The 17,145-nt window shown below is 61.7% G+C and carries 17 protein-coding genes and 2 pseudogenes; 14 read left to right on the top strand and 5 right to left on the bottom strand.

Going from position 1 to position 17,145, the window contains the following annotated elements:
* Positions 1–474: 474 nt before the first annotated feature.
* Both ACGYLY_RS21980 and ACGYLY_RS21975 read left to right on the top strand, forming a co-directional pair.
* Positions 475–873 carry a DUF5518 domain-containing protein gene (locus ACGYLY_RS21980; protein WP_395284418.1) on the top strand — a complete coding sequence of 133 codons (399 nt, stop codon included), beginning with the start codon at positions 475–477 and terminating at the stop codon, positions 871–873.
* A 217-nt stretch (positions 874–1,090) separates the two neighbouring features.
* Positions 1,091–1,735: an RNA 2'-phosphotransferase gene (locus ACGYLY_RS21975; RefSeq protein ID WP_395284419.1), complete on the top strand. Its 645-nt coding sequence runs from the start codon at positions 1,091–1,093 to the stop codon at positions 1,733–1,735.
* Between the two features lie 96 nt (positions 1,736–1,831).
* On the opposite strand, the pseudogene ACGYLY_RS21970 reads toward ACGYLY_RS21975, so the two are convergent.
* Positions 1,832–3,920, bottom strand: a pseudogene (locus ACGYLY_RS21970) (beta-glucosidase).
* A gap of 156 nt (positions 3,921–4,076) precedes the next feature.
* Between ACGYLY_RS21970 and ACGYLY_RS21965 the strand changes: the two are divergent.
* Positions 4,077–5,333 carry a macrolide family glycosyltransferase gene (locus ACGYLY_RS21965; protein WP_395284420.1) on the top strand — a complete coding sequence of 419 codons (1,257 nt, stop codon included), beginning with the start codon at positions 4,077–4,079 and terminating at the stop codon, positions 5,331–5,333.
* A 238-nt stretch (positions 5,334–5,571) separates the two neighbouring features.
* Positions 5,572–6,789, top strand: a complete 1,218-nt coding sequence (locus tag ACGYLY_RS21960) for a hypothetical protein (protein ID WP_395284421.1) — start codon at positions 5,572–5,574, stop codon at positions 6,787–6,789.
* A gap of 151 nt (positions 6,790–6,940) precedes the next feature.
* Here ACGYLY_RS21960 and ACGYLY_RS21955 read toward each other — a convergent pair.
* Positions 6,941–7,186, bottom strand: a pseudogene (locus tag ACGYLY_RS21955) (hypothetical protein); the annotation flags it as partial.
* Between ACGYLY_RS21955 and ACGYLY_RS21950 the strand changes: the two are divergent.
* Both ACGYLY_RS21950 and ACGYLY_RS21945 read left to right on the top strand, forming a co-directional pair.
* A complete protein-coding gene (locus ACGYLY_RS21950; RefSeq protein ID WP_395284941.1) occupies positions 7,136–7,426 on the top strand; it encodes a hypothetical protein in 291 nt (96 codons plus the stop codon). The pseudogene ACGYLY_RS21955 and the gene ACGYLY_RS21950 overlap by 51 nt on opposite strands.
* Before the next feature lie 536 nt (positions 7,427–7,962).
* A complete protein-coding gene (locus tag ACGYLY_RS21945; protein WP_395284422.1) occupies positions 7,963–8,751 on the top strand; it encodes an SDR family NAD(P)-dependent oxidoreductase in 789 nt (262 codons plus the stop codon).
* Positions 8,752–8,852: 101 nt separating this feature from the next.
* On the opposite strand, the gene ACGYLY_RS21940 is transcribed toward ACGYLY_RS21945, so the two are convergent.
* Positions 8,853–9,104 (bottom strand): hypothetical protein, encoded by a 252-nt coding sequence (locus ACGYLY_RS21940; protein ID WP_395284423.1) that lies wholly within the window; start codon positions 9,102–9,104, stop codon positions 8,853–8,855.
* A gap of 175 nt (positions 9,105–9,279) precedes the next feature.
* Between ACGYLY_RS21940 and ACGYLY_RS21935 the strand changes: the two genes are divergently transcribed.
* Both ACGYLY_RS21935 and ACGYLY_RS21930 read left to right on the top strand, forming a co-directional pair.
* The gene (locus tag ACGYLY_RS21935) at positions 9,280–9,882 is read left to right on the top strand and encodes a sulfite oxidase-like oxidoreductase (RefSeq protein WP_395284424.1); all 603 of its coding nucleotides are present in this window, start codon (positions 9,280–9,282) and stop codon (positions 9,880–9,882) included.
* Positions 9,883–10,051: 169 nt separating this feature from the next.
* On the top strand, positions 10,052–10,993 hold the full coding sequence (locus tag ACGYLY_RS21930) for a ring-cleaving dioxygenase (protein ID WP_395284425.1): 942 nt from the start codon (positions 10,052–10,054) through the stop codon (positions 10,991–10,993).
* Between the two features lie 51 nt (positions 10,994–11,044).
* On the opposite strand, the gene ACGYLY_RS21925 is transcribed toward ACGYLY_RS21930, so the two are convergent.
* The gene (locus ACGYLY_RS21925) at positions 11,045–11,767 is read right to left on the bottom strand and encodes a helix-turn-helix domain-containing protein (protein WP_395284426.1); all 723 of its coding nucleotides are present in this window, start codon (positions 11,765–11,767) and stop codon (positions 11,045–11,047) included.
* Between the two features lie 162 nt (positions 11,768–11,929).
* Between ACGYLY_RS21925 and ACGYLY_RS21920 the strand changes: the two genes are divergently transcribed.
* The gene (locus ACGYLY_RS21920; RefSeq protein ID WP_395284427.1) at positions 11,930–12,985 is read left to right on the top strand and encodes a transcription initiation factor IIB family protein; all 1,056 of its coding nucleotides are present in this window, start codon (positions 11,930–11,932) and stop codon (positions 12,983–12,985) included.
* Positions 12,985–13,179 (top strand): transcription elongation factor subunit Spt4, encoded by a 195-nt coding sequence (gene spt4 / locus ACGYLY_RS21915; protein ID WP_395284428.1) that lies wholly within the window; start codon positions 12,985–12,987, stop codon positions 13,177–13,179. The genes ACGYLY_RS21920 and spt4 overlap by 1 nt, the downstream gene beginning before the upstream one ends.
* A 79-nt stretch (positions 13,180–13,258) precedes the next feature.
* Here spt4 and ACGYLY_RS21910 read toward each other — a convergent pair whose 3' ends face one another.
* Positions 13,259–13,576 carry an MTH1187 family thiamine-binding protein gene (locus ACGYLY_RS21910; RefSeq protein ID WP_395284429.1) on the bottom strand — a complete coding sequence of 106 codons (318 nt, stop codon included), beginning with the start codon at positions 13,574–13,576 and terminating at the stop codon, positions 13,259–13,261.
* A gap of 159 nt (positions 13,577–13,735) precedes the next feature.
* Here ACGYLY_RS21910 and ACGYLY_RS21905 point away from each other — a divergent pair, with 159 nt between their 5' ends.
* The 4 genes from ACGYLY_RS21905 (at position 13,736) to ACGYLY_RS21890 (ending at position 16,966) form a co-directional block, all read left to right on the top strand.
* A complete protein-coding gene (locus ACGYLY_RS21905; protein WP_395284430.1) occupies positions 13,736–15,340 on the top strand; it encodes a Na+/H+ antiporter NhaC family protein in 1,605 nt (534 codons plus the stop codon).
* 81 nt (positions 15,341–15,421) lie between these two features.
* Positions 15,422–16,423 (top strand): Cdc6/Cdc18 family protein, encoded by a 1,002-nt coding sequence (locus ACGYLY_RS21900; RefSeq protein ID WP_395284431.1) that lies wholly within the window; start codon positions 15,422–15,424, stop codon positions 16,421–16,423.
* Positions 16,424–16,497: 74 nt separating this feature from the next.
* Entirely contained in the window at positions 16,498–16,707 is a 210-nt protein-coding gene (locus ACGYLY_RS21895) for a hypothetical protein (protein WP_395284432.1), read from the top strand.
* Positions 16,694–16,966 (top strand): hypothetical protein, encoded by a 273-nt coding sequence (locus ACGYLY_RS21890; protein ID WP_395284433.1) that lies wholly within the window; start codon positions 16,694–16,696, stop codon positions 16,964–16,966. Before ACGYLY_RS21895 ends, ACGYLY_RS21890 begins: the two co-directional genes overlap by 14 nt.
* The last annotated feature ends 179 nt before the right edge of the window (positions 16,967–17,145 follow it).

Here is a 17,145-nt window from a genome sequence, read left to right as displayed (position 1 = left end):
ATGGACCTTCGTCGGGTACGGTAAATGCTTTGTGCAACAGTTAGGATATGAGACAGTCGGATTGGGAACCATAAACCGCACCGTCGGTCTTCGAGGGGGTGTCACCGAGTATCGCTCATTTTTCGAGGAGAAAGCCACAGCAGAAGCGAGCCAACGCTATGATAGATAGCTGAACCACCTAATCTACCTATTGGAGAATATATACCAATTACATCTATTCTTAGAAGTCGTCCGATTTCGGACGCGCGGTTTCACGATCTTTGCATACCGTTTTACGCCGCCACGTTACCCAGCCCGAATGTGAGCTACAGGTCCCGATGCCGATTACTGCGTTGGTGCCGTGTCTGTGCCACGAAACGACCGAATCGACGCTGTTGACAGTATGCCGATATGAGGAACGAAACGAGAACCCCGAACAGGACAGATGTTTTTATAGAATATTTATCATGTTGTGCGACCTATCCCTATCCGATCATGAAGATAGATTGGAGAGCTGTCATCACCGGATTCCTGACCGCGTTCATCCTCGGATTACTCGCTGCTTGGTTCATCCCACTCACGGCGATGTCCGGACTCGTTCACGCGTTGCCCGGCCTCATCGGCGGTTTCGTCGCCGGTTACATGGTCGTCGGGACCGAACGCGGCGCGGTCCACGGTGGACTCGCCACCGTCATCGGAGGGGTGGTCCTCCTCGTCGTTTGGGCGGTGTTCGGTGCCCTGTTCACCGGACTGTTCCCGGCGTTCACCGGATTCGCGCTCGGCCTGTTCGTCCTGCTCATCCAAGCGATTCCCGGTGCCATCGCCGGTGCCATCGGTGGGTGGGCGAAGGGTCGCAACGCCACGACCCGTGAAACTGTCAAGACCGCGCGCTGACGGGATGGGTCGACGGAACGTGCTTTTACTTTTATACGGGTCACCTCGTGACCGGGTCGGGACTCGTTCGACGTGTCCGCGACCGGAAGAGTTCGGGGTGGATACCGATAGAATCATGTGTGCCGAAGCGCAGTACGACCAACCACCCGTCGTTCGATTCCGTCCGCGTGTGTCGCCGTTCGGAAGACAGTAGTCGCATCCGACGATAGGTTCGCGTATGGTCCGAACCTGTGACGACCACGGGTTTTTCGTGGGGGAGTCGTGTCCCGTCTGTGGCGATGCGGGAGAGGAAGTTATTGGCGAGAATCGACGCGTTCGCCTCTCGAAGTTCATGAGCGGAGTACTACGTCATTTTCCTGCCGACGTGGGGCTTACGCTCAATACCCGCGGATGGGTCGATTACGACGAGTTCGTCGACGCCGTGACGGACAAGTACCCGTGGGCGAGACCCCAGCAGGTCGCCGCGGTAGTCGCTACCGATTCGAAAGGCCGGTTCGAACGCCGCGACGACCGGATTAGGGCCGTGTACGGCCATTCGGTCGACGTAAGCGTCGAATCGACGACGACGGACGTCCCAAATCGGCTGTATCACGGGACGGCACCCCGAAACCTCGACGGCATCGCCGAGGAAGGACTCAAACCCATGGGTCGCCAGCAGGTTCACCTCTCGAAAACGCCACGGGAAGCCCTCGCGGTGGGCGGGCGTCACGCCGACGAGCCGGTAGTTCTGGTAATCGATTCCGAGACCATGACGCGGGACGGCTTCGAAATCGACAAGCGGGGTCACGACACCTACACCGTCGACGCCGTCCCGCCCGAGTACATCGAACGGCGCGACGTATCGTCTCGCACTGGCCAGTAGCGCCGACCCCCCGTCCGTGAGTTTCACCGAGACACTTCGAGGAGTGACATCCGACAACGGATGTGCGGTGGGATACCCCATCCAGCGACGCGTGACTCACCGAATCGCGGCTACGTCGAGCCGAATATCGCGGGTCGAGCGACCGATTTCGATGCCGTACTCACCCTCGTCGACGAGCCATCCCTCGTCCTCGTCGTACCGTTGGAAGGCCGCGTCGTCGAGCGAAACGCGAACGGTGACGGTTTCACCGGCTGGAATCTCGACGGCGGTGAAGCCGCCGAGTTCCCGCACGGGCCGACTCACCCCGTCGACTTCCGGCGGCGAGACATACGCCTGAACCACCTCGCGGCCGTCGCGGTCGGCGACGTTCTCGACGGTGACGGACACCGTTCCGTCGTCGGTCAGTTCGGCGTCGCGGTACTCGTAGTCGGCGTAGGAGAGGCCGTGTCCGAAGGGAAAGGTCGGTTCGACGCGCTCCGCGTCGAAGTGCCGATACCCGACGAAGGCTCCCTCGTCGTAGTGGACGACGTCGTCGACGCCGGGGAACGCCCGCTCGTCCGCCGTCGGGTAGTCGCTCTCCGGTGCGAACGTGACGGGGAGGCGACCGCCGGGGTCGGCGTCGCCGTACAGTATCGCGGCGATCGCGTCCCCGTCGGCTTGGCCGGGGTACCAACTTTCGAGGATCGCCGCGACGTCGTCGCGCCAAGGGAGTTCGACGGGTCCGCTGGATTGGATGACGACGACCGTGCGGTCGTTCACCGCGGCCACCGCCTCCACGAGTTCGTCTTGGTCGCCGGGAAGGCCGAGGTCCGCCCGGTCGATGGCTTCGGACACGGTGTCGCGGACGACCACCAACGCTACTTCGGCCTCTTCGGCCGCGGCCGTCGCGGCTTCGATGTCGCTCTCGACCGTGCCGTCGTCGCTCCCGTTCGAGACCTCGAAGTACGAAAAATCCTCGATTTTGGCGATGCCGCGTTCGACCGTTACGGTGCCGCTCGCGCGCTCACGGATGCCGTCGGCGGTCGGGATCCGATCGAACGGGACCATCTCGGAGGAGCCACCGCCGCCCAACATCGCCGTCGTCGCGCCCGAACCGAGGACGGCCACGTCGGCGTCCTCGCCGAGCGGAAGCGTCCCGTCGTTCGTCAGCAGAACCGATCCGCGGCGGGCGATGGACTCGGCGAGGCGGCGGTGTGACGGCGTGTCGAGTTCACCCTCCCTCTCCTCGTCGTCGAACAGGCCGATGCGTTTCATCTGGCAGAGGAGACGCGCGACCATGTCATCGAGACGGCCCTCGGGTACGTCGCCGTTCTCGACCGCTTCGCCGAGCGGTTCGGCGAACAGCCCCGTCTCCGTGGCGTCGGGCATGCCGTCGTGGTCCTCGAAGTCGAGCGAGTCCTCGATGCCGAACGCCGTCCGGAGCTCTTCCTGTGAGATTCCGGGCATTTCGAGGTCGAGACCGGCGTTCGCGGCACCGACGGTGCTCTCGGTCCCGAACCAGTCCGAGACGACGTATCCGTCGAATCCCCACTCGTCCTTCAGAACCTCGGTCACGAGGTGATGGTGGTCGCTCATGTGGGTTCCGTCGACTCGGTTGTACGAGGTCATCACGGACCCGGCCCCCGCGTCGACGGCGGCACGGAATCCCGGGAGGTATAGCTCGCGGAGCGTTCGCTCGCTCACCGCCGCGCTGACGGTCGTGCGATCGGTTTCCTGATTGTTCGCGACGTAGTGTTTGGGCGTCGCGACCACGTCCTCGGCCTGTATTCCTTCGACCACCGCCGCGGCGAACGCCCCGGAGAGGAGCGGGTCCTCCGAGAAGTACTCGAAATTCCGGCCGCAGTGGGGCGTTCTGATGATGTTGAGCCCGGGACCGAGGACCGCGTCTTGGCCGTTGTGCTTTGGCCTCGCGCCCGAGTGCGACGCCCTGACATCGCGCGAGGTCGGCGTCGAACGTCGCCGCGAGCGAAATCGAGGCGGGAAACGCTGTCGACGAGCGGCCCGGAACTCGTACCCCGAGCGGCCCGTCGACGAGTTTGAACTCCGGTATGTCGAGCCGTTCGACCCCGGGAACGTATCCCGTTGCCGTCTCCTCCGGATCGACGGCACCGTGAACGAGGCCGATTTTCTCCTCCAACGTGAGCGCCGCCACGATGTCGTCGACGGCAGTGGTATCGTCTGGCATGGACGTGTTGAAATTCAGTTATTCTCCACTTAGTCGTTGGCATCAACCGACCGATTTCTACCGTCACGACCGACGGCCCGGACGACCTTCGGGGATTATAATTATATCTTTTTGCCATCGAAAGAAAGAATTGGTCGGAAGCGCAACCCCATTCAAATGCATCGAATCGAAAGGAACTCGGATCGATCGATCGACGAAGCGAGTACCGCGACACACCACGTTGCGCTCTTTTCGCTCCCGGCGTACGGTCACGTCAATCCGACGCTCCGAACGGCGCGCGAACTCGTCGAGCGGGGTCACGACGTCACGTACTACCTACCGGAGCGGTTCGCGGAGGTGGTGGAACCGACCGGTGCGACGTTCGAGCGCCTCGACGACGACTACGATTTGATGGATCGCATCGACGCCGAGAAGCCCGGCACGGATTCGACCGATAACGACGCTGACGAGCGGCGAGAGCGCCTCGTTCGGTTCATGAGCGGGAGACTCGATGCTGTCCCGTCGCTCGTGGACCGCGTCGCCGGCGATGGTGCCGACGGCGTCGTCACGGACCCGATGTGTCTGTGGGGTCGTGCCGTCGCCGACGAACTCGACGCACCGACCGTCTCGTTCAACACGTCGTTCGCCATGCGGGAGGGGTCGCCGCTGATAGAACACATCCGTTCGTCGGACGGCGGGGGAACCCCGCTTCCGAGCGCGATAACGGACGTACTCACCGCGTTCGACATCGACGACCCGGACCCGAGTGACTTCTTCGTCGCGGACGCCGACCGCTCCATCGTCCCGCTCACTCGGGAGTTCCAACCCGACGCCGAGTCGTTCGGCGACGACCACGCCTTCGTCGGCCCGATGGTCCGCGCCGGAGGCGAACAACGGGACGCCGGGCTGCCGCTGGACCGACTCACGGAGCGGCCCTCGGTGTATATCTCGCTCGGTACGGTCGTCCACGGGGACGACGACTTTTTCGAGACCTGCATCGACGCCTTCGACGACGGCGACTGGGAAGTCGTGTTGAAGGCGAAGGGCGATGCCGAACGCCTCGACGCCGAAAGTCCGGGGAACGTGCACGTCCGTTCGCGAGTCCCGCAACTCGACGTGCTCGAACGGGTCGACGCGTTCGTCACTCACGGAGGGATGAACTCGACGATGGAATCGCTCTCGCTCGGAACCCCGTCGGTCGTCGTCCCGCAGATGGCCGACCAGTATCTCGTCGCCGAGCAGGTCGAAACGTCGGGGGTCGGTATCGCTCTCGACCGCGAGGACCCGACCGCCGCCGAACTCCGCGATGCTGTCGAAACGGTCTCCGCCGCGGCGTACTACGGCGCAATCGAGGAGTTCAACGCGTCTGCTGGGGCCGCGGGGGGTGCCGAGCGGGCGGCCGACGTCATCGAAAAGGCGATGGCCGACGGATGAGACGTCGATAGAACTCACTCGCACGATCGCTTCGGCAGGCAGTTCGTACATCAGATCATATAACCGACACTTGACGCGGTGAGATTCGACGGAATCAGCCGCGTCCGACACGCCGATACTGTAAATTGATTAATATATATTGAGGTCGTTTGAGTAGTGGATGCCAACGCAGAAGTTTCGAGCTTCGATCGTTATCATACTTCTAGTACTTCTCGCACCGGTCGCGGCGAGCGGAGTGATGCACGAGGACTTGACCGTCTCGAAGGAGGGGAGTCAACGGGCCGACGACATCCCCGTCGAGAACGTCACGTTCGTCTCAGCGCAGGGGAAGGAGTTCCCAACGGGACAGGCGAGATTGGTCGCATTCGACACGGCGACGAACGAGCCGATCTGGATGCACAACGAGTACGACCGCTACATGGACGTCGACCCGCTGGGACCGAATCGCGTCCTGTTCGTCGCGCGGGACGGGAGCACGGAGAAATCCGCGTTCTCGCTCGACGTGACGTTTTACGCCGTCGAGATGAACTGGCGAACGGGGGAGGTGCTCCGAAAGTTCGAAATTCCGCCCGGAACGCACGACATCGACTACCTCGGCGGCGACAGGTACGCCATCGCCGACCTGAGCAGGGACAACCGCGTTTTCGTGTACGACCGCTCGGAGGACAGCGTCGTCTGGGAGTACCGGTTCCGCGAACACTTTCCCAAGAGCGCCGGTGGCGGTCCCGGCGGCTACACCCACCTGAACGACATCGACGCGGTCGATAACGGTTCCGCGTTTCTCGTCAGTCCTCGGAACTTCGACCGCGTCATGCTCATCGACAGGGAGTCAAAGCGCGTTCGCTGGACGTTGGGAGAGGAGGATAACTACGACGTTCTCAACGAACAGCACAACCCGGTTCTCCTCTCGCAGGACCCCGTCACCGTCCTCGTCGCGGACAGCGAGAACGACCGCGTCGTGGAGTACGAGCGGACGAAGAACGGGTGGAAACGAACGTGGACCTACGGGAAGGGGTTGGATTGGCCGCGGGACGCGGACCGCCTGCCGAACGGAAACACGCTCATCGTCGACAGCAACAACAACCGGGCGCTCGAAGTGACACCGGACGGTGACGTCGTTTGGGAAGTGGATATCCCGTTCGAACCGTACGACGTCGAACGACCGGTGTACGGCGACGAACCGGCGGGACCCACGATGAGCGAACTCGAAGCGAGCAGCGACGTCGGAACGACCGGAGTCAAGGGAGAAACCGGTGGCTTCGTCGAGAACCTCGACGCCAAGTATACGCACGTCTATACGACCGCTCAGTGGGTCCTTCCGACGTGGGTCGGCCCGCTCGAATTCGACCTCCTCGTCCTCGCGGCGCTTCTCGTCGGGGCGTGGGGGACGGTCGAACTGTTCCACTGGAGGAACTGGACGCTTCGGAGGCGCACGGGACCCAAGGACGACCGCTGACGCCGGTTTCCACTTCCCTTTCGCATCGAGAAGTTCGGTCGGTCGTCACGAACGCGAGGAAGGGCGTTCCGGAACCGGAATCGAATCGAACCCAAAGAGCGTCAATCGGCGGTAGAGGGGTCCGACCCCGTCTCGGATACGGGTGTCTCGTCCGACAGGTAGCGGTCCAGAGAACGAGAAGGCTGGGGAGGACGACGACGCTCGCGGAGAACGCGTAGACGATGGCGGCGCTGGTGACGAGGCCGAACCGTTGGAGGGACGGGACGAGTGCAAACAGCAGGACGCCGAACCCGCCGGCGGTGGTGACGGCGCTGGCTAACAGCGCGCCGCGGAAGGCGTCCGAGTGATGATCGCCACCCGCGACCGAGCGGTACAAAACCGATTCGAGGACAGTCACGTGAACGTGATGGTCGTCCCCGAAACACACCACGGAGGGTTTGCCGGGCGCACGCTTCTCATAGATGACGCGACCGTGCTCCTGTCGGTTCCCACCGAGGACGACCACTCGGACCCGTTCGAGGAAGTCGCGCTGTGGACCGCAAACACCAGCATCGGCCACATCCTCACGCGGTTCATTCACGCCGGAATGCGGACCGGACTCAACGACTATCCGGCCGACACCCGAGAACGAAACTGAGCCGACCGGGTGTCCCGTCGACCACGTCGCCGTATTCCGGGTCCAAGTTCGCCTCTTTCACCCCGCCGTCGGGCGAATTAACAACACTAATAGTTCGCGTAGCGGGATTCTCGGCGTTCACGAACTACCGCATCCTCGAATTCGAACCGTCTACTGGTACGGTCAGTATCTGCACGAAAGCATCCCCCCGGGGTTCATCGGCAGTCGGTCTCCCGCCGAATTACAACAGAGAGAAGGCGGAATACAGTATACAGATCCACGAGATGGTTGCGAAGACGATGCCGATGAGGAGTCCCATCCACGTCTCTTTGGTATCCCCGATCTGACTTCCACTCTTCCTCTGCAGCTCGTGTGAGACACAATCACAAACATCCATGTAAGATACGTGCCTCTCCTTCCCCATATTTATTCTGGTAGATCGGATTTTTGATTAAACTGGTATCGATGACTACAGGTCGGAAACGCAACCGGTCGCAACTCGTCTATCGCGGTTCTGACCGGTGGATTCATCTCGTTTTGACCGTACTAGTCGCGTCATGCAGTCCTCCGAGGATGCGCGGGTCGTGGTTACCGGTGCGAACGAAGGAATCGGGTATCACATCCTCGCCACTCTCGTCGAGAACGGCTATCGCGTCGCCGGACTCGACATCAGCGGAGAGGCCCTCCAATCGCTCCGGGAGGCCCACCCCACGCGGGTTCGATATTACGAGTGCGACGTGACGATGGACGAGGACGTCGAGACGGCGATATCGTCGGTCATCGAGGAGTGGGATCGGATCGATATCTTGGTCAACAATGCTGCGATTCTCGATTTCGGCTTCTTCGAGGACCAGACGCTCGCGGATACGAAACGGGTGTTCGAGGTCAACTACTTCGGATACGTTCGGACGATACACACCGTTCTCCCGCACATGAAGGCGCAAAATGGGGGAATCATCCACAACGTGAGTTCGGGCGTCGGTCGGGTCGGCAATCCGGGTCTCTCGGGATATGCGTCCACCAAGGGGGCAATCGAGTCGCTCACGCGCTCCCTGCGACACGAACTCCGCCACGAGAACGTGTCGTGTACGATACTGCATCCTCGACTGGCGAAAACGCGATCGGCGACGACGCTTGGCTATCCGACATCGCAGATGAGCGACCCCGCGTACGTGGGACGGAAGCTCGCCGAAAAGATCGAATCGACCCGTCCCGTCATCTACACCGACTGGGTTACGAAGGTCGGATTGATCTTCTCCCAGCTATTTCCCGTCCTCGTCAGAAGGGGCACCGAACGGTTCCTGGAGGAGCACGAAACGACCGGAGGCGCGGAGGAACGTTCGTAACGTCGAGACGACTGACGATGGCTGACGTGCTAGGTTCGGGGTATCCGAAACCGCCGAACGCGACGGAGCGGCCTCCACCGGTTCGGATGCGGCGGTGGGAGCTATTTCTCGTCGCTACGCTGCTTCCCGTGGTCCGCACAGAGGATGTCGCCGGTCTCCGTATCGAAGACGAACGGGTCGCCCGGCATGATGCGCCTTCCGTCCTCCCCACAGCCATCTTCGTGATTGAGGAAGTACTTTCCCTCCTCTCGGCCGCTCTCCAAGCGGCCCGCTTTTACCGCAAATCGTACGAGACCCTCGCCGATCTGCGTCCGTTCCGTCGAATCCGCGGTCTCGAATCGAAGCAGTGGCATGCGCTCTCCCTTTACGGCCCGCCCACGGGACGAATAAACCCGGCGCATCGTTCATCCCGAAACGGAAATCGAACGGCGTGTAACGTCGATTTCGGCCCCGGATCGGCGGTTCAAGTGTCCGCTATCCGCGACGAGCGCCGTCAACGCTATCCATATCCCCGTAGAGCGGCGGCCTATGGACGTCATTGACACGACCTCGATTCACGAGGAGTTCGACGGCGACCGACTTCCTCCGGGGCAGCGACGCACCGAACAGTTCCCCGTCCTTTCGAAGAGCGGGGTACCGGAGTGGGATATGGAAACGTGGGAGTTCACCGTCACCGGCGCGGTCGATACCGACCTCTCCCTTTCCTGGTCGGCGTTCACTGACCTGCCCCGGGAAACGCAGCGTCAGGATTTCCACTGCGTGACGGGGTGGAGCCGGTTCGACAACGAGTTCACCGGGGTCCCGTTTCCCGCGCTGGCCGAGCGTGCAGGTGTTCGCGACGACGCGGTTCACGTCCTGTTTCGCTCGCTGGACGGCTATTCGACGGACTTACCGCTCGAAGAGTGTCTGCGCGAGGAAGTGCTGTTCACGTTCGAACTGGACGGGCAACCGTTACCGTCCGAACACGGCGGACCGTTGCGCGTCGTCACGCCGCACAAATACGCGTACAAAGGTGCGAAGTGGGTCACGGGCGTCGAATTGCTGACCGAACCGAAACGTGGGTACTGGGAGCAACGGGGCTATTCGACGGTCGCGAATCCGTGGGAAGAGGAGCGATACAGTTCGTGGTGATGGCATCGACACGTCGCGATGGCACCCCCTTGGTAAGAGATAACACGATAGGCGTCGTACGTCCGATCGGGGACCGGTTGGCTAGCCGTCGGAGGCGGTCACGATACCGAGGCGTCCATCGAGACTCGGTAGCGCATCGTCCACCGAACTACCGAAGAGACAGAGACGCATGAGTCAGGAAAAACACATCCCGGGAATCCATCACGTAACGGCCATCGCGACCGACCCGCGGCGGAACTTCCGCTTTTACACCGACGTCCTCGGGTTGCGGTTCGTGAAGCGAACCGTCAACTTCGACGACAAGTATACCTACCACCTCTACTACGGTGACGAAGTCGGTCACCCGGGAACCATCATGACATTCTTTCCGTGGCCCGATGCCGCGCCGGGACGACGGGGCGTCGGGACGGCGGACGCCACCGCCTTCCTCGTCCCTCCCGATTCGTTCGACTTTTGGACCGAGCGACTGGCCGCCAACGACGTCGAGTACTCGGGTCCGACCGATCGATTCGGCGAACGAGTGATCGAGTTCTCGGACCCCGACGGTCTCCGGTTGGAACTCGTGAGCCACCGGGAGGCCACCGAGATCGACGCGTGGCGTGACGGTCCCGTTCCGACGGAGTACGCCATCCGTGGATTTTACGGCGTGACGCTCGCCGTGGAAGGATACGAACGAACGGCCTCGTTGCTCGAAGGGACGATGGGATACGAGTTCGTCGGAGAGGAAAACGGGCAGCGATTTCGCTACCGAGCGACCGGTTCGAATCCCGGGGCGGTACTCGATCTACGATGCGTGCCGGACCTGCAACCGGGGCGCGTCGGAGCGGGAACGGTGCATCACATCGCGTTTCGAACGGCCGACGACGACCAGCAGTTGGAGTGGCGGGAGGACCTCGTCGCACGCGGACTCAACGTGACGCCGGTCATCGATCGCCAGTATTTCCGGTCGATCTACTACCGAATCCCCGCCGGAATCCTGTTCGAAATCGCCACCGACCCGCCCGGATTCACGAAGGACGAACCGGTCGAAGAACTCGGAACGAACCTGAAGTTACCGCCGTGGTTCGAGTCGGAGCGGGAAGCGATAGAGGCGCGACTCCCGGAGCTATAACGTCGGTTCGCGGCGCTCGGACGCTCGGTCTCCCGGGAGGCGGTGATTCGTTCAGAACGATAGGACGTCCGAAAATCGCGTCACGAGCCAACTTTCAGCGCGCTGAAGCCGGTACTGGAGCGTCGAGCGCGGAACGCCGACGTCCTCCGCGACCTCGGCGACCGACGTTTTGCGGGGCATCTCGTAATACCCGTGTTCGGCCGCGGCGATGAGCGCCTCTCGCTGGGCAGACGGGAGGTCGGCGACGGTGATCGTCGGTTCGTGCCACCGAGTCGTCGTTCCGAGTTGGTCGAGTTCGATTCGAACCCCGGACCGAAGGTTCCGCTGAATTCTGTCGTAGAGCGCCCCGACGGCGACATCCTCGCGCATGAGGATACGCCACCTGTACTCGTTCTCACGACGAGTCGTCTGAAACAGCAACCCGTCGCCGAACAGTCGGACGGCGTAGTACGGAATCGAGTGACACCCCTCCATCTCCGAACGATACGCGTATATCGTCCGCGTACCGGAGTTCGTCTCCAAAATCTCGTAGTCACGGCGGGAACGGCAATCACTCCCGCCGACGCACTCGTTACAATGATCCGTATCGAGATACACCGATTCGAGCGCCGACAGCGCCTCGGTCGGCCCCGTGATTCGGTCCACTCGCCACATGCTCCGTTCCGTCACGCAACAGGAGAGGGATTTCGCCAGCATCGACGGGTGGTCGATGAACCGGTCCGTGAGCGGGTCGATACCCCGGTCGTATTTGACCGTGAAGACGAACTCGCGCATGGCGTACCTTGGCGTATGATGAGGAAGTGAATTTCGGCGAGGAAGCACGAACCGCGGTAGCAGCACGTATCGACCGCGAATCCACTCGGGACCTGTCGTTCGATCGACCGTATTCGGTTCATGCCAACCGCATACTCATCCGCGTTGCCCACCTAGATGAGGATGCAGCGAGCGGTAGCCCGGGCCATCCACCCGACTACCGACGACGCTTTCCAGGATACCGAAGCAATCAGACAGTACGCAGCGGAATCGCACACGAACACAAATATCGAACGCGAGGAGCAATCGCGAACACCGGCCGAGGAACGGTACGTCTGTCCGGAGTGCGGCGGAACGCTCGCGCGGGACGCCGAACACGGCGAAACGGTCTGTCGGGAATGCGGTCTCGTGGTCGACGAAAACGAAATCGACCGCGGCCCGGACTGGCGAGCCTTCGATAGCCAAGAGCGCGACGAGAAATCCCGAATCGGTGCGCCGACGACCGAGCTATTGCACGATAGGGGGTTGTCGAGCAAAATCGGATGGCAGAACCGCGACGTCCACGGGAGAGCCCTGTCGTCCCGCCAGCGCCAGAAGATGCAACGGCTCCGAACGTGGGACGAACGCTTCCGAACGCGGAACCACAAGGAGCGGAACCTCAAGCAGGCGCTCGGCGAAATCGAGCGAATGGGGTCGGCGCTCGGGGTGCCGAAAAGCGTTCGCGAGACCGCGAGCGTCATCTATCGTCGGGCGCTCGACGAGGACCTCCTGCCGGGACGGTCGATAGAGGGAATCGCGACCGCCGCCGTCTACGCCGCACTGCGACAGGCCACGGTTCCGCGTTCTATCGGCGAGGTCGTGAACGTGAGCCGCGTCGACGAGATGGAGTTCAAACGGGCCTACCGATACATCGGGAAGGAACTCGGCCTCGAAATCCGGCCGCCGGACCCCGAAGATTACGTCGCCAAGTACGCGTCGGAACTCGAGGTCAGCGACGAACTCGAAGCGCGTGCACACGACCTTCTCCGAAAGGCGAAGGCGGAAGGAGTCCACAACGGGAAAAGCCCCGTCGGACTCGCCGGAGCGGCGCTCTACGCCGCCGGAATCGTCACGACAGAAAAGTTGACCCAAGACGACGTTTCGGAAGCGACGGGGGTGAGTAACGTGACCATCCGAAACCGCTATCAGGAACTCCTCGAAGTCGCCGATCAAAACGCGGAGTCCGTTACAGCAGACTGATGACGAAAGTTCTCGCGTGTCGGAACTGTAACGCCCTCGTCGAGAAGTCTGTTCGGCGGTGTCCGGTGTGTAACGCCGCGCGTTTCACCGACGATTGGGCGGGATACGTACGAATCGCGCATCCGAACCGGAGCGAACTGGGCCGCCGTCTCGGGATCATCGAACCGGGCGGGTACGCGCTCAAAGTTCGGTGAAAGACCGAATTCCCGTCGCCGAGTATCCCGAAATTCGGAGGACGGTTCGGCGGTCAAAACGCTATTAGTTCCGAACCGCTCAGCGGTCGCTCCGCGCCGGGCGTCGAAGGTGCCGTTCGACGCGGTCCACCTTTTCGTCCACGTCGAGCGTTTCCTCCCGGAAGTGATCTATTTTCAACGTCGTCAGCGTCCGTGACGAATCGACGGCCTCCGTGGCCGCCCGAGCGGCGTCGAACACCTCCGAGAGCTCGTCGGCCTGAATCGTCGTCTCCATCGGATGCGTCTCGTACCGAACGTCGAAGTCGTCCAGCGCGTCGACGGCCTTCGCGATTTCCGCGTCGAAGTCCACGGTCGCGTCGTCGAGCGGCGCGACGGAGAGCATCGCCGTGACAGTCATGCATCGACGTTCGTATCCCCGGATCATATAACCAAGTGGTCGTCGATTCGTTCCGGAATCGTCACGTCACGGCCGATCATTTTCCATACAATTTTATGAAAATTTATTAATAAATTCTGGTAAGAACTACTATTACGGTGTGCTGTGTATGTGCATGGCATGGCCCCTCACTTCGGGATACTGTCGCTGGTACCGCCGCTGTTAGCCATCGTGCTCGCCGTCATCACGCGACGAGCGATGTTGTCGCTGTTCATCGGCGTCTGGACGGGTGGCGTCATCTACGGCGGGAGCATCGGCATCGCACAGACGTTCGATTGGATAATTTCTTCCATCGGTGAGAGCACGTTCAACGCGAAAATCCTCGTCTTTACGCTGTTGTTGGGGGCGGGAATCGCCCTCATCTGGCGGTTGGGCGGCGCGTTGGCCATCACGCGCTTTGCCACCCGGCGAATCGACTCGCATCGAAAGGTCGGCGTCGCGGGGTGGTTGCTCGGCCTCCTCTGGAACTTCGACGACTACGCCAACAACGCCATCGTCGGCAGTTCGCTGAAGAACATCGCCGACGAGAAGCGGATGTCCCGCGAGAAGTTGGCGTACATCCTCGACTCCACGGCCGCGCCGATGGCGACCATCGGCATCTCCAGTTGGGTCGCGTTCGAAATCGGGTTGATAGCGGACCAGTACAAGAAACTCGGAATCGCCGAACAGACGCCCAGCGCGACCGCGACGTTTCTCCAGAGCATTCCGTACAACATGTACTCGATACTGGCGCTGGCGATGGTCGGCATCATCGTCATCAGCGGACGGGATTTCGGCGAAATGCTCGACGCCGAAAACCGCGCACAGCGAACCGGGAACGTCATCCGTGACGACGCGAACCCGCTCCAAAACATCAAGGAGGACTTGGGCGAACCGGCGGACGACAACGCGCCCCTTCGGACGTTCGTCCTTCCCGTCTTCGCGCTCGTCTCCGTCGTCGTCGGCGGTGCGGTGATGATGGGATACGCGCCCGGTCGGACGACGATAGAGATGGTGAACAACACCAACATCGCGACGGCGCTCGTCTGGGGGTCGTTCTCCATGGTCGCGACGGCAGTCACGCTGGCGGTCGTGGGGGGAGTCATGACGCTCGACGAGACGATGGAGACCATCCTCGACGGGTTCGGGACGATGCTCCCGGCGGTCAGCATCCTCGTGCTGGCGTGGTCGATCGGTTCGGTCGCGGACGCGCTCGGCACCGGTGACTTCGTCACGCAGTACGTGTCGGGCGTCGTCTCGCCGACGATACTCCCCGTCGTCATCTTCATCACGTCCGCCGTCATCTCCCTTTCCATCGGCACGTCGTGGGGGACGATGTCTATAATGACGCCCATCGTCATCCCGTTAGCGTGGGAAGTCGGGGGCAGTGCGCCGCAGTTTGTCGCCGTCGTGGTCGGTTCCATGTTCAGCGGCGCTATCTTCGGGGACAACTGTTCGCCCATCTCCGACACGACCGTACTCGCGTCGACGTTCGCCGGGTCGGACCACATCGACCACGTCCGGACGCAGATGTACTACGCGTTCACCGTCCTCCTCGCGACGGCCTTCCTGTATCTGTTGTACGGGTTCACGAGCCTCAGCCCGCTCGTCCTGCTTCCCGTCGGCCTCGTGACGCTGGTAGTGCTGGTGTACGTGTTCTCGAACGTGGACGCTCGGCGCAAGAACCTCTCGGCGAAACCGGCATCGAGCGGGACGCCAAATCAAAACTTGATGAGCGACGACTGACCCCACGAACGGTGCTTTCGGAAGAATCGGAACGCTCCCACTTCCGTTTATTATGGCGGCTGGAATACATACGAACAGCACATGATTCACGATGCTCGCGTCCTGCAACCCCAGTTCGTCCCGGAAGAGGTCGAGCATCGAAACGCCGAGATGAACACGCTCTCGAACACGCTCAAACCCATCATGGACGGACAGAACGGCGAAACCTCGCTCCTGTTGGGACCGTCCGGCGCGGGGAAAACGTGCATCGCGAAGTTCACCATCGAGCGACTGCGCGAGAACGTCCTCGATATCGACCGCCAGTACGTCAACTGCTGGCAGGACTACACGCGATTTCAGGTCCTCTATCGCATTCTCGAAGGCATCGGCCAAACCGTCGACATCCACCGTCGATCGACGCCGAAGGACGAACTCCTCGACCGTCTCCAACAGTACGACGGACCGCAGTTCGTCGTCATCCTCGACGAAGTCGACCAGTTAGAAGACAAGAGCGTGCTGTACGACCTGTATCGGATGCCGACCGTCTCGATGGTACTCATCACGAACCGTGAGGACGAGCTGTTTTCCCACCTCGACGGTCGGTTGGCCAGTCGACTTCGAACGTGCGTCCGGGTTCCGTTCGAGAAGTACCATCTCGACGAACTCGTTTCGATCCTCCGCGCTCGCGCCCGGTGGGGACTTTCGGAAGGCGCAATCGGAAACCGGGAACTCGAACTGATCGCGGACGCGGCGGCGGGCGATGCACGGGTCGCGATCGGCATCCTCCGGAACGCCGCACGTCGGGCGGACCAGAGCGGTTCGGACCAGGTGACGACCGACATCGTTCGGGAGGCGATCCCGGACGGCCAGCGCGAGGTCCGACAGAAGACGATCAGCCAACTCAACGCCCATCAGCGCGCCCTTTACGATATTTTGGACGAACGGGGGGAGCTCAATCCGGGCGAACTCTACGAGGCGTATCGGGAACGCGTCGAAAATCCGAAGACGGATCGGACGGTCCGAAATCACCTCTCGAAGATGGAACACTATCGGCTCGTCGTGGCCGATGGGAAGAATCGAGCGCGAACGTACCAACTCCGCTAGTTCGCGTTTTCGGAAACGTCGGAAACGACCCTGTCTTGCCTATGGTTTCACCGAGAGATATCCTATTCGTGATGATGACTCGGAACGCACCACCGCTTCCCACGCTTGGAAACGAGAGTACAGCCTCCGATGATGACCGTAAAACGCGGGTCGCTCCGCCGGGAGATAGCTCAGTACGGACCACCCTCACGAATCGGAGAGGGGTGCTCACGTCACGGCACCCGGCTATCGCGGATGCGAACACCGGCGCTCGAACGGAGGTGAGCGTCCGTGGGTCGAACTGATTCGACGTATCGCGACCTCCTCCGGGCGATGGAGAGCCGTTGGGAGGAGTATCGGCGAGGACTCCATCGGGCCGACCAACAGGTGTTCGACCGGCTCTTCGAGTTCGCACGAGCACACGCCGAAGCGAGCCGATTGCAGACGCCTCGGCTCGTGGAGATTCCCGCGCTCGTCTCGATCCTCCTCGAACAGCAAAAGCAGATCGACGACCTCGAAGACCGCCTCGATCATATCGAGCGGGATTTAAACGACCGAGGATGAGGCGACGGTGTACGAATCGACGACGGAGACGGCGACGCACTCACTTGATCGGTGCTGACTCGCATCGGATGTGAAGAGTCGTACGCCTAGCGTAGTAAAAGTGAGCGTACTCTACCGCGATCGGGATTCGACCGCTTCCGCTCGAATCGTGCACACGGTGGCCGATACTGTCCCTCTCT

The sequence above is a fragment of the Haladaptatus sp. CMAA 1909 genome (assembly GCF_043952005.1).
GTDB lineage: Archaea > Halobacteriota > Halobacteria > Halobacteriales > Haladaptataceae > Haladaptatus.
The sequence above is the reverse complement of the archived record's forward strand: the minus strand, read 5'-3'. Positions and strand labels throughout refer to the sequence as shown.